General features: G+C 60.0%; 7 protein-coding genes. 4 read left to right on the top strand and 3 right to left on the bottom strand.

From position 1 onward, the window contains the following. Nucleotides 1-230: 230 nt before the first annotated feature. The gene (locus P9M14_11985; protein ID MDP8256459.1) at nt 231-2,693 is read right to left on the bottom strand and encodes a PQQ-binding-like beta-propeller repeat protein; all 2,463 of its coding nucleotides are present in this window, start codon (nt 2,691-2,693) and stop codon (nt 231-233) included. 584 nt (nt 2,694-3,277) lie between these two features. On the opposite strand from P9M14_11985, the gene fdhF reads away from it, so the two are divergent. The 4 genes from fdhF (at nt 3,278) to P9M14_11965 (ending at nt 9,934) form a co-directional block, all read left to right on the top strand. Continuing rightward, on the top strand, nt 3,278-5,968 hold the full coding sequence (gene fdhF, locus P9M14_11980; GenBank protein ID MDP8256458.1) for a formate dehydrogenase subunit alpha: 2,691 nt from the start codon (nt 3,278-3,280) through the stop codon (nt 5,966-5,968). A 13-nt stretch (nt 5,969-5,981) separates the two neighbouring features. After that, a complete protein-coding gene (gene nuoF / locus P9M14_11975; GenBank protein MDP8256457.1) occupies nt 5,982-7,724 on the top strand; it encodes an NADH-quinone oxidoreductase subunit NuoF in 1,743 nt (580 codons plus the stop codon). 188 nt (nt 7,725-7,912) lie between these two features. Beyond that, nucleotides 7,913-8,296, top strand: a complete 384-nt coding sequence (locus tag P9M14_11970) for a response regulator (protein ID MDP8256456.1) — start codon at nt 7,913-7,915, stop codon at nt 8,294-8,296. Nucleotides 8,297-8,305: 9 nt separating this feature from the next. Next, nucleotides 8,306-9,934 carry a hypothetical protein gene (locus P9M14_11965; GenBank protein ID MDP8256455.1) on the top strand — a complete coding sequence of 543 codons (1,629 nt, stop codon included), beginning with the start codon at nt 8,306-8,308 and terminating at the stop codon, nt 9,932-9,934. A gap of 136 nt (nt 9,935-10,070) precedes the next feature. On the opposite strand, the gene P9M14_11960 is transcribed toward P9M14_11965, so the two are convergent. Together P9M14_11960 and P9M14_11955 are read right to left on the bottom strand one after the other, a co-directional pair. Beyond that, nucleotides 10,071-12,029 carry an HD domain-containing phosphohydrolase gene (locus tag P9M14_11960; protein ID MDP8256454.1) on the bottom strand — a complete coding sequence of 653 codons (1,959 nt, stop codon included), beginning with the start codon at nt 12,027-12,029 and terminating at the stop codon, nt 10,071-10,073. 40 nt (nt 12,030-12,069) lie between these two features. Next, nucleotides 12,070-12,378 (bottom strand): hypothetical protein, encoded by a 309-nt coding sequence (locus P9M14_11955; GenBank protein MDP8256453.1) that lies wholly within the window; start codon nt 12,376-12,378, stop codon nt 12,070-12,072. Nucleotides 12,379-12,759 lie beyond the last annotated feature (381 nt).

Genomic DNA, 12,759 nt, shown 5'->3' with positions numbered 1-12,759 from the left:
TGAGGTTGCGAACCGCGGCCGATCCCGGCACAGCCCGCTACCAGCGCGCAGGCCAAGGCCATCACGAGAATAAGCAGTGCGCTACGCTGGGAGAGGCTATAAGTATTCATACCCACGACGATCGTCGCAGTTTGTCCACGACCATTGCTAAGGATAACACCCGATACGCCCCCCGGTGCAAGTAACAATAGCTCGGCGGTCGTTATTTCAAGTGCGCAAACAGACGCGGATTATAGTTGAACCGCGGCCAGGGGAAACAGGTTGTCGACCACGATATAGGTCTTGCCCGAGGGATTAAACTCCGGCTGCACGTGCAGCCGCACGCCGCTAAGCTCGCCGGATTCGTTGACCATCCGCTCCAGGCTCAACCCGTAACTTTGGTCGAGCACCGAGTTGTCGGCCGAATCCAGCACCACGATCACCGGCAGATGCTGCGTCGCGTCAAAGCCCGGGGCCGCGAAGTCCGCCTCAATGTATCCGCCGTTGTACCAACCGCCGTCGGCCACGTATTCCAGTCCCAGCAGCTCAAGGCCCGTCGGGCGCTTACCCAGTTCGCCGCGCGGCGCGAACATCGCCGTGCCGTTGAGAATCATCTTGCCGCTGCGCGGATGGCACAGGCCGAGCATATCCAGGGACCTGCCGAAGAACTCGATGTTGGAACAGCGCACCTCGGCGTAGGCGTTGAGACTCTGGGCGGTGCGGTCCGGCTCGATCCTGCCGCTGAGTCGGAATTGATCGAGGGAAATCGAAACGTCGTTGACGTCCACGGCGAACCCCTCGCTGATCGCGCTGAAGTACGAATCAACGTACTCGACGTTGAGCGCAAACACCGTGCGCGTATTGAACAGGATCGTCGGCTCCAGCCCGGGCGTGCCCTCCACCGCGAGCAGCACCATCCGCCTGTTCTGTTCGTCGATGAAGACCGGCGCCAACAGGAAGTTGTAGGAGTCGAAGCCGATCTGGTTGAAGGTGGTCATCATCGGCGGCTGGGGTACGGCCAGGCGCCGAAGCAGCAGCACGTCCACCTGCTGCTCGTCGATCGACAGCGGCAGCTCGCCTCCGGTGGGCGCTGCGGTGGTGAAGTCGAAACCGCCGGCAAAGGAGCCCGAGCGCTTGCCGCCGATCCACTTGTTGCCGATCCGCAGTCCGCCGGTGATGTAATCGCCACCAAGTCCGACGGTGTAGGCCGTGGACATGCCCAGATCCTGCTCGGGGATGATGCTGACGAAGTTGCCGTCGGCCGAGACCTCGACGCGGCGCCTAAAGTCGGGCTCGGCCGTGACCTGCAGAGTCTCGGAGTCGATCCGCGCGCGGACCGTGTCGCCGTTGCGCCTGACCACCAGCCGGAAGGTCAGCACCTCGGTGGGGATCGGCTCGCCTTGGACCTGCTGGGTGGAGCTGCCGCCGGAGGTGAAGTGGTAGAGCATCGCGCCCTCGGGCGCGATGTCCTCCTCGGGTTGTAGCGAGCAGCGCGGATCGTCTTCGCGCTGGCAGTAATCGTACGGCACGAAGTTGATCTGACCCGACTCACCGCCGATCACCGCCCCCTCGTAGCTCAGCGCCGGGGAACCGTTGAGGTCGTTGCGGTCGGAGATCGAGGTGTCGAACGACCAACGCCGGTCGCCTTGGGCGTCGAGGCTGTAGATTCGGCCGTCGCCGCAGCCGAAGTAGACGTTGCCCTCGGCGTCGATCGCCGGGCTGGAGCGGATCGGGTCAAGAGTATCGAAGGCCCAACGTTGGGTCCCGTCGGGGTTGATCGCGTACAGCGTGCCGTCGGTGGAGCCGACGTAGATCGTGCCGTCCGCGGCGATGGCGGGCGATGAGTAGATGTGGTCGCGCGTGGGAAAGCTCCACAGCAGATAGCCGCGATCCGTTGTAAAGGCGTGCAGATGCCCATCGAACGAGCCCACGACCACGGTCGTGCCGTCGTCGAAAATCGCCGGGGACGAGGATACCGGCCCGAGGGTAAAGGCGTTCCAGCGCTTTGCGCCGTTGAAATCCAGCGAGCGCATAAGTAGATCGTTGCTGCCGAAAAAGATCGTGCCGTCGTAGTGGAACGCGGGGAGCGACCAGATCTGGTCGCCCGTGGGGAAGGTCCAGAGCACTTCTCCCTCCGTGCTGATCGCATACAGTCGGCGGTCGTCGTTGCCCGCGAACAGCGTGCCGTCCTGGCGCATGGTCAGGTGCCCCTCCCACCAGGTGAGAAACCCGTCGTCGCCAATGGGCGCCAGTCGCCACAGCTCATTCCCCTGCTGGTCCAGGGCGCGCAAATAGCCATCGCCGCACGGAACGTAGATCGTGCCGTCGGGTCCAACCACCGCGGTGGAGTCGATCAGCTCGTCGGTCTCCACCCGCCAGCGCTCGCTGCCGTCGGGATTGATCGCGTAGAAATTGGTGTCCGCCGAACCGATGTAGATCGTGCCGTAGCCGTCAATCACCGGAGCGTGAAACATCCCCTTGGCCGTATCGAAGGTCCAGGGCTCGAGCTGTGTGGCCAGCGGCGCCACGAACGAACGGCCGTTATTTAGATGGTTGTTGCGGAACATCGGCCAGGGCGAATCACGATACACGCGCGGTGCTTCGTCCTCATCGCCCTGGTCGCCATCCTCCGCCTCGCAGCCGATGAACAACGCGCCGAATAGACAAAGCATTGCCAACACAACGATTGCCTTGTGCAGATTTAACTGCCGCATACCCCGCCCCTGCCTGGGTCGGTCCAAACCCAGCCCGTTAATCAATTCAAGACGGCATTATCAGATTATTATCTATCCAGAGCAACCGAAAACCCGACCGGAACACGGCATGGGATGAGCAGCGTAGGCCGCGCCTAACTCCCAATGTTCCCTTGCCGTTAAATTTAATTTTACAGGCTAATATTTATTGTGAGAATCGCTGTTTCAGCCTATCGAAACACTCCAATGACAACCATTAATATAATGATATTTCAGGGTACTTAACACGCATGCAACAAAAGTGATATCTCCTTTATTTTCAAAGGCCAACTATATCTTTTTCAGCATAACGGAATAGCTTTTTTCATTTGCCAATTTGTTGATCCTGGCGTATTATTCAGCCGATTTTTTCGTTGTTCACTCAACGTCATATCATTGAAATTATCAAATGGACCTATTGACTATCTGTATAGAGACATCGTTTGTTTTCGTAACAATCGAAAGCGATCGGACAGTGGGAGAAAACTTAGATCCGACCTAAATGCTTGTTTGAGGTTGCACCGAAATAAAGCGACGCCCATGCAACATTAGCAACGGGAGGTATTGTGCAAATCACCATTGACGGTAAGACGATCGCGGCACAGCCGGGTCAGACCGTACTACAGGCTGCAAAGGCGGCGGGAGTCTATATCCCCGCTCTGTGTTGGCACGCCAAGACCGGCAAGGCCGGGCGCTGTCGCGCCTGCGTTGTCCAGGTCGAGGGGATGCGCGGTCTCCAGGAGAGCTGCGCATTGCAGGCCAAGGACGGAATGGTAATCCTCAACAACTCGCCGCAGGTGCTCGAAACGCGCCGGATGATCGTCGAGCTGTTGTTGGCCGAGGGAAACCACAACTGCATCTCCTGCCAGGCCAACGGCGCTTGCGAGTTGCAGGACATGGCCTATAGCCTGGGCATTGAGCGTCCCGCTTTCCAGATCGACGTCGAGCCGCATCCTCGTGACGAATCGTCCGAGGGCATCGTGCGCGACGAAAACAAGTGCATCCACTGCGGCCGTTGCGTCCAAGCCTGCCAAAACGTGGTCGTCAACCAGGTGCTGGACTTCGGCTACCGCGGCAACGAAGCCAAGGTTATCTGCGACAACGATCTGCCGATGGGTGATTCAACCTGCGTGCAGTGCGGTGAGTGCGTTCAGGTCTGCCCGGTTGGAGCCCTGACCCTCAAGCAGACCCACGGCTCGGTGCGCACCTGGGAAACCAAGGCCACCAAGGTCACCTGCCCCTATTGCGGTGTGGGTTGCCAGATCGACTTTCACACCAAAGACGAGCACTACGCTTTCGCCATGGCGCACGAGGGCAATTGGGAGCAGCAGCCGAACAAGGGCATGCTCTGCGTCAAGGGGCGCTTCGGACTGGACTTCGTCGATTCCGATCAACGCCTGACCACCCCCCTGGTCCGCAAAAACGGCGAGCTTACGCCCGCGAGCTGGGACGAGGCTCTGCAATATGTTGCGGACAAACTCGGTGCGATCAAGGCCGAGCACGGCCCCGACTCGATCGCCTTTCTGGCCTCGGCCAAGGTTTCCAACGAAGAGAACTACCAACTACAGCGTTTGGCTCGCGCGGTGATCGGCACGAACAATGTCGATCACTGCGCACGACTCTGACACAGCTCAACGGTGGCCGGTCTGGCCTCCACGTTGGGTTCAGGCGCCATGACCAACAGCATGGCCGAAGTTACTTCCTCCAAAATCGTGCTGGCCATCGGCACCAACACCACCTGGAACCATCCGGTGTTCGGCTCGATGCTCAAGCAGGCTGTTAAACATCACGGCTGCAAGCTGATCGTCTGCGATCCGCGCCGCACCGACCTGGTCGAGTTCGCCGACATCTGGCTGCGACACAAGAACGGCTCAGACGTGGCCCTGCTCTGTGGAATGCAACGCATCATTCTGCTCGAGGGCTGGCAGGACCAGGCCTACATCGACTCGCGCACCGAGAACTTCGAGGAGTACCGCCAGAGCCTCGAATTCTTCACCCCCGAGAAGGTCGAAGAGCTCGCCGGCATTACGCCCGAGGATCTTTACGAAGCGGCCAAGCTCTACGCCACCAGCGGACGCGGGGCCCTGTACTACTGCATGGGCATCACCCAGTCCAGCCACGGCGTGGACAACGTCAAATCGTGCGTCAACACCCAGTTGATCACCGGCAACCTCGGATTCGAGGGCGGCGGAGTCAATCCGCTGCGCGGTCAGAGCAACGTGCAGGGCGCCTGTGACATGGGCGGTCTGCCCAACGTCTTCACCGGATATCAGCCGGTAAACAACCCCGACGCAATTAAGAAGTTCAGCGAATATTGGGGCGGCGTGGAGCTCAACCCCAACCCGGGCTTGACCCTAACCAAGATGATCCCGGCCTGCGGCGAGCAGATCAAGGCGCTGTACGTTATGGGCGAGAACCCGATGGTCTCCGACCCCAACCTCAATCACGTCAAGCACTGTCTCGATAAACTCGACCTGTTGGTGGTGCAGGACATCGTCAACACCGAGACCACGGCGATCGCCGACGTTGTGTTGCCCGCGGTATCGTTCGCCGAAAAGCTCGGAACGGTCACCAACACCGAACGCCGGGTCCAGCTGAGCAACGTGGCGCTCAAGCCACGCGGCGAGACCAAGCCCGATTACGAAATCATCGCCGACCTGGCCAAGCTGTTCGGCCACGAGTTCGCGCGCACTCCCGAGGCGATCTTTAAAGAGGTCACCGACCTGACTCCTTCATACGCGGGCCTGTCGTTCGAGCGGCTTCGTGACGTGGGCATTCAGTGGCCGTGTCCCAATGCCGAGCATCCGGGCACCGTATACCTGCACAAAGACAAGTTCTCACGCGGCCTGGGCGTGCTTACGCCGATGACCTACAAGCCTCCGGCAGAGCAGACCGACGATGAATGGAACATGGTTCTGAGCACCGGCCGGATCTTGCAGCATTTCCACACCGGCAGCATGTCGCGGCGTTCGGCGATTCTCGACGCCCTGGTATCAAGCGGCCACGTGGAGATCCACCCCTTGGATGCCAAAGAGAAAGGCATTGCGGACGGCGAGATGATCAAGGTCGCCACCCGGCGCGGAGAGATCACCACCAAGGCGATGCTTACCCCGCGTGTGGCACGCGGCTCGATCTTCATTCCCTTCCACTTTGCCGAGGCCGCAGCCAACATGTTGACCAACGATGCGATCGATCCGGTGGCCAACATTCCTGAGTACAAAGTCTGCGCAGCGCGCATCGTCAAAGCCGACGCCTAGGAGGGGGAGCAAAATGATCGACCAACAGCTTATTACCAAGATCGATGCGATCGCCGGCCGCTACCCCGACCGCAAATCCGCACTGATGCCGGCGCTGCATCTGGTGCAAAAGAACTCGGAAGGCTACATCTCCGACGAGGATCTGGCCCAAGTGGCCAAGATCATCGGCGTGTCCGTGGCCGAGGCATTCGGCGTTCGGACCTACTACACGATGTACAACCGCCGACCCGTGGGCAAATATCACCTGCAGGTCGACACCAACATCCCCGCGATGCTCGCAGGCGCCGAACAGATCGTCGAGCACCTGCAGCAGACGCTGGGGATCGAACTGGGCCAGACCACGGACGACGGCATGTTCACGCTCTCGCAGGTCGAGGATCTGGGATCGTGCGGCACCTGCCCGGTGATCCAGGTCAACGACCGCTACTACGAGAACATGACCACGGCCAAGACCGACGAGCTGCTCCAGAGCCTGCGCAGCGGTGTGATGCCCGAGCGGCCCGACCAGGGCAACTTCGGCAGCGCCTGCGACATTTTGCTCAAGCATCGCGGCACGGCCGATTCGACCAAGATCGAGACCTACCTGGCCGACGGCGGCTACCAGTCGCTGGAAAAGGCGCTGTCGTTAGAACCGAACGAAGTGCTGAGCCAGGTCAAAGAATCGAAAATCCGCGGACGCGGCGGCGCGGGATTCCCCATGGGCCTCAAGTGGAGCTTCCTGCCCAAGGGCGTGGACAAGCCGGTCTACCTGATCTGCAACGCGGACGAGGGCGAGCCGGGCACGTTCAAGGACCGCCAGATCATGGAGTTCGATCCGCACCTGCTGATCGAGGGCATGGCCATTTCCGGCTACGCCATCGGCTCCAAGGTCGGATTTATCTACATCCGCGGTGAGTTCGAGTGGATCGCCGACATCCTCGATGCGGCGATCGACGAGGCGCGCCAGGCCAACAAGCTCGGCGTTGATATCCTGGGCAAGGGATTCGATTTCGAGATCGTCGTACACCTGGGCGCGGGCGCCTACGTCTGCGGCGAGGAGACGGCGTTGATCGAGTCGCTCGAGGGCAAACGCGGAAATCCGCGGCTCAAACCGCCCTTCCCCGCGGTCGAAGGCTTCGACGGCTGCCCGACCATCGTCAACAACGTCGAGACCCTCTCCAACGTGCCCTACATCTTGCAGCACGGTCCCGAGGCCTATCTAAAGATCGGCGTGGAGAACAACTACGGCCCCAAGATCTTCGGCGTCTCGGGCCACGTCAACAAACCGGGCACCTACGAGTATCCCCTGGGCACCACCCTGGACGAGCTGATCGAGGTTGCGGGCGGAGTCAAGGGCAACATGAAGGCCGTGATCGTCGGCGGACTCTCGGTGCCGATCCTTACCGCCGAACAGGCCAAGGGTCTGTGCATGGATTACGACTCGTGCATGAAAAAGGGCACGATGCTCGGCTCCGGCGGAATCATCGTGATCAACGACCAGACCAGCATTCCGCAGGTGGCCCTGCGCACCATTAAGTTCTACGCCCACGAGTCCTGCGGCCAGTGCATCCCCTGCCGCAAAGGATCGAACACCATCAAAAACCTGCTGACCAAGATCGTCCAGGGACACGGCAAGCCCGAGGATATCGAGACCATCCTGCGACTGTGCGCCACGATCAAGGGCTCGACCCTGTGTCCCACGGGAGACGCGTTCGCCATGCCGATCGAGGCGATGATCAAAACCTTCCGCAGCGAGTTCGACGCGCTGGTCCAATAGTCGGTCTCTTAATTTAAATTCCCAAGGCCCGGAGCTTCTCCGGGCCTTTTTTCATTCCAGAGGGACGCATGGGAATATTTAGTTTACGTAAAAAAGAAAACAGTGTTTTCATAAATAATTAATCTTTGGCCAACATAGCTTGACGATAGCTACGTTTGTAAAAGCAATCGCTATCGTAGGGAGCAGGCATGGCCAAGCAACGGATACTGATCGTCCACGACGAGGAGGCGATTCTCGAGCTAATCGAATACAACCTGACCAAGGAGGGCTATCAGGTTGAATGCGTGACCTCGGGAGAACGGGCGTTGAGCAGGGCGCGCGAGCCTGCCCGATCTGATGGTGCTCGACCTGATGCTGCCCGGCCTCGAGGGCTCGAGGTCTGCAAGGCGCTGAAGAACGGCGCCAAGACCTCGCGAATTCCGATCCTGATGCTCACGGCCAAGGGCGACGACTCCGACGTGATCGCCGGATTGGAGCTCGGCGCGGAGGACTACATCACCAAACCGTTCAGCCCCAAGGTCTTGATCGCACGCATCCGCACCGCAGGTGACAACAACAGTTTTAACTTGTAGCATCGCGCGATGGGGTCCGTTGTACGAAGACTGCTGCTGATTCTGCTCGTGCTGTCACTGCTGCCCGCGGCAGCCTGCGACAGCGTCGATCAAACGGATCACGACGATGACGATGCGGGTGAGGACGAGATCGACGACGACGATCTGGACGACGACGACGAGCCCTATCCGCCCGGCCTGCCCTTCAGCTTCATCCGTCAGGACGACTCCGAGCCGATTCCCGCCCAGCAGCTGATCGCCTTCTCCGAGCTGCTACGCGATTTTTACGAACAAAGTTCTTACGCCGACTGGCTGCTGCGGATGAGCCACGGGGTGGACTCCTCCACGGGCATGCGTGACTACCGCCTGTGGTGGGGAGAGGTCTACGCCGAGAAGCACGGCGACACGGTTTCGATCATCCACAAATATTCCGAGGAACACGGCGGGCACAACATCCTCAAGTCCAACTCGCTGTTGCTCTCTTCGGCCATCGGCTGGTACTTGGCAAGCGGCGATCCGCTGCTGGGCGAGCTGACGCAGCAGTTCTGCGCCGGGATCAGCTCGACGATGCTCGGGATGGTCCACGACGAATCCGACCCGCTGCAACACCTGATGGCGCGCAACGTGGCGGCCTTCAACCACGGCTACACCACCCACGACGGCCGCAAGAAATACGTGGACTACTCCAACTGGTTCCACCCCTACGACCGCTGGAACTGCTCGCGTTTTCGCTATACGGACAATCCCTACTGGGGCGAGGTTTGGGTCACCAACACCCGGTCCAAAGACGGCCTGGGCTACTTGTTCAAGACCGCGGTCTCCATCGATCATGCCGCGCAGCACGCGGCAGACCCCCAAGTGCGTCAGACCTGCGGCGAGACGCGCGACCTGCTGCGGCTGTTCGCCCGGGACATCGTGGACAACGCCTACCTGATCCGCTCCAAGGACAGCCAGGGCAACGCCTATCGACCGGGGATCGACCCCGAGCCCGAGGAGGCGCGGATCGGCGACATCGTCTCGTTCACTGCCTGGGATTGGCTGGTACCCGACGCGGAGTGCAATGCCAAATGCGCCAGCGCTCTACTGGCCTACGGCGACCCGCTGAACAACGACTGCGATTCCCTCGACGGCCCCGGCATCTACGAGCTGGGCGCGATTATCAACAACCCGCCCAACGCCCACATCATGCGCTCGCTTCACATCGCCAACATCGCCCTGGCCCTGCACAGCGGCCACAATGACCTGGCGCTTAAGGGGCTCGATGGGCTCGAAAAACGCTTTGAACGCGATATGACCCTCGACCTGTCGCTGATCGACGTCGAGCCTGACAATTATTTTCGGGATATAGCGGTCAATCTATTGCAGTCGGCCACCGCCGGCTACTACCTGACCAACGACGAAGTGCGCCTAATCCAGGCCTATGCCTTCCGCTCGATCACCCAGTATCAAGACTTTGAAAACTGGGACCCGTGGGATGATTCCGTTCCCGAGGATCAGCAGCTGGAGGTCTTTCCACCCACCAGCAGGCGATTGGAAGACCAGACCGTGGAGGCCTGGTTCCATACCTACGTGCTGGGCCTGTTCATGGATTACTGCTGGGGCCTCTACCGCAACCCGGACAGCCCGCTGATCGTCGATTGCTCTGTCCTGACACGATAGTCGTTTCCATCAACGGCCCCGGCACGCCACGCGAGCGATTCGGCACCCAGCGGTAAGTACGATCCTCGGCAGCATCGATTGAAAACAGCAGCAGCGACCCGATCCAGGCCGCCGCCGTTGGTTGCGATCAGGGTTTTTAGTCCTTGCGTTTGCCCAGCACCGGCATGTTGACCACCTTGGATTTGGCTGGTGACGCGGACCCGTCGGACTCGCTGCTGTAACGGTCGATCAGGCTCTTGAGCTGCGAGCCGATGAACGGGCTGAAGCGGAACAGCAGGTCCTGGTCCTCTGCCGCGAAGGCGCTCTCGAAGAACGAGTAGAGGGTGATCACACCGATCGACTTGCCCAGGAAGATGATCGGCAGCGAAAGACACGACTGGTAGGCGGCCTTGCCGCTGACCGAGTTGGCGAACTCGGCATCGTTAGGCCTACAGACCGTGGGCTTCTCGTTGGAGAAGACCCAGCCGCTGGTGCTCGCGCTGATGCTGATCACGTTGTGGCGCATGTCGTCGTCGTCCTTGCCGCTGACGATCAGCGGCCGCAGCTGCATGCCGTCCTCGTCGGGCACGTAGACCAGGAACGTCGAATGCGGCACCACGTTGGAGATGAACCCCGAGAGCATCTCCAGGGTCGAGCCGGCGTCGGACTCGCTGGCGAAGATCTTGGAGAAGCCGTCGAACAGCTCGCGCTCCCGATCGGCGTAAGCCATGCGCCGTTTCATCCCCGCTTCGTGGGATTCGTCGTAGTCGATGACGATGTTGTTCGAGCGCAGGATGTCCATCAGATCGTTGTGGCTGATCTCGACGTCGTGCTCGAGTTCGTCGAGGTGTTCGAGGAAAACGTCGGTGATGCTCGGATCGAGCGTAAAGCCCTTCTCCTTGCGCATGATCGCGATCGCCTTCTCCTTCTCCATCTTCGGCCGGTAGGGCCGGCTGGAACGGATGGCGTCGTAGACGTCGACCACGGTCAGGATCCGGCTCTCGAAAGGGATCTCCTGGCCGGCCAGGCCGTCGGGGTATCCGCGCCCGTTCCATTTCTCGTGGTGGTGGCGCACGATCTTGCTCACCGGGAACGGCAGCGGAATGCCCTTGAGCATCTCGGCGCCGATGATCGGGTGCGACTTCATGATCTGGAACTCGGACTCCGAGTACTTGCCCGGCTTGTTGAGGATCGCGTCGGGGATCGCGATCTTGCCGATGTCGTGGACCTGGGCCGCGAAGCTGATGCCCTTGATCGTGGCCTCTTCCTCGATCCCGAGCTTGCGCGCCAGGCTCACGGCGTAGGCCTGCACGCGGTGCACGTGGCCGTGGGTGTAGGCGTCCTTGGCGTCTGTGGCCAGCGCCAGGGCGCGGACCGTCGACATGTGCAGGTCCTCAAGCTCGGAGATGTGCGAGTGCGACTCCTCTTCCTTCTGCAGGTAGATCTGCTGGCTGAAGTAGGTCAGGCCGATGATCGGGATCGTCACCAGGAAACCCAGCGCGCTGGCCTGGGTGTCCAGGATGAACAGCAGCGCTGCGATCGAGCCCGCGGTATAGAAGCCGATACTGGTTTGCAGAAAGTTCTTGAGCCAGAACCTCAGCAGGTTTTGCGGCTCGGTGATGCAGATGCCCGTGGCAACGGTCGTGGTATTGACCAGGTAGTAGACCGTGACCATCGCAACGATCGGCAGAATTTGATCGGAAAGCGTGGCGTTGCCGCCGCTGCCCAACAACAGCGTATAGACGTAGGAGGCCCCGAAAACCGCCAGGACGCCGGAGGCGACGTTGAACGGGATCTTGAATCGCGTGCGCGGGCTGGTGTTGGTGATGCTCAACACGAACTTGCCGATGGCGTCGGCGAAGATCGCCGGCAGCATGCCGTAGAGCATGATGATCGCGAACACGAACGCCGTGTCGATCGAGAAGTGAACGTTGGAAAACGGCACCTTGACGGTCATCCGCGAGGTGATGATCGCCAGGCCAAGATACACGGCAAAGGCGAAGTCCAACTCCCGCGACAACGGCAGTTTGAACGAATATCCCAGGGCTACGACACCTGCCGTGATCAGCAGAATTACGTAGAGCCGGGAAGCCTGGGGCAGCTCTTTGAATGACATCCGATCCCCCTATCCGTTACCCAACTTGCTCCGATCGGCCTCAGTCGTCAATCTGGGAAATCAGGTGCTGCAGTCCGAGAGACGGCAAAGTCTCCGGCCTGTCCAGGTCGTAGACCCACAGCGCCCTGATCATTAACCGAGGCAGGTGGACTTGGTCGACGCCCGTCAGACCCGTCCAGCCGACTCCGCTGCTTGCGCAGACATCCGATGGAGCTCTCTGTTCTGGATTGAACGCCTTGGCAACCCGCCCGGTCCAGCCAACTCCGTGTTGTTTAACCGGTAGCGATCCCCCTTCGTTGCCCAGGCCATTGACCTTTTGATTCTCATCCTTTATTGCCCGGTTCCTCATTGTCCTGCTCCCGTTGTCTTGTCCGACTTTTCCGCATGCGGTTCGGCCCATAAACCTGCGTTTGATTTCGAACCGCCCTTGGTTCATCTTTCCGTTCTCCTTAAGACTCAATACAATAATAAATATGAGAGGTATTAATGTCAAGAGAAAAGTTAAAGGCTTTCATTTTTTTCGAAGGATGGGCCTCATGGCGTTAGTGCCTGTTTTTATTGAATTAACGTCAATTATGGGGTGTAATATGGACGATTTACGTGGTGTGTTGCATCACGCAATTGGCTGTCCGGCGAGCTTTTTTGCTTTATTTGGCAGTAGAACTTGGGGGGGGGGGGGGGGGCAAGAGCCCCGAGGAGGAGGCCGGCGTAGGGGTCCTTTTCCGGCCCC

The organism is Candidatus Alcyoniella australis (genome assembly GCA_030765605.1).
Lineage (GTDB): Bacteria > Lernaellota > Lernaellaia > JAVCCG01 > Alcyoniellaceae > Alcyoniella > Alcyoniella australis.
The sequence above is the reverse complement of the archived record's forward strand: the minus strand, read 5'-3'. Positions and strand labels throughout refer to the sequence as shown.

Coding starts and splice junctions, on each gene's coding strand:
- P9M14_11965 (MDP8256455.1), top strand. CDS start 8,306: ATGGGGTCCGTTGTACGAAGACTGCTGCTGATTCTGCTCGTGCTGTCA.
- P9M14_11960 (MDP8256454.1), bottom strand. CDS start 12,029: ATGTCATTCAAAGAGCTGCCCCAGGCTTCCCGGCTCTACGTAATTCTG.
- nuoF (MDP8256457.1), top strand. CDS start 5,982: ATGATCGACCAACAGCTTATTACCAAGATCGATGCGATCGCCGGCCGC.
- P9M14_11955 (MDP8256453.1), bottom strand. CDS start 12,378: ATGAGGAACCGGGCAATAAAGGATGAGAATCAAAAGGTCAATGGCCTG.
- P9M14_11985 (MDP8256459.1), bottom strand. CDS start 2,693: ATGCGGCAGTTAAATCTGCACAAGGCAATCGTTGTGTTGGCAATGCTT.
- P9M14_11970 (MDP8256456.1), top strand. CDS start 7,913: ATGGCCAAGCAACGGATACTGATCGTCCACGACGAGGAGGCGATTCTC.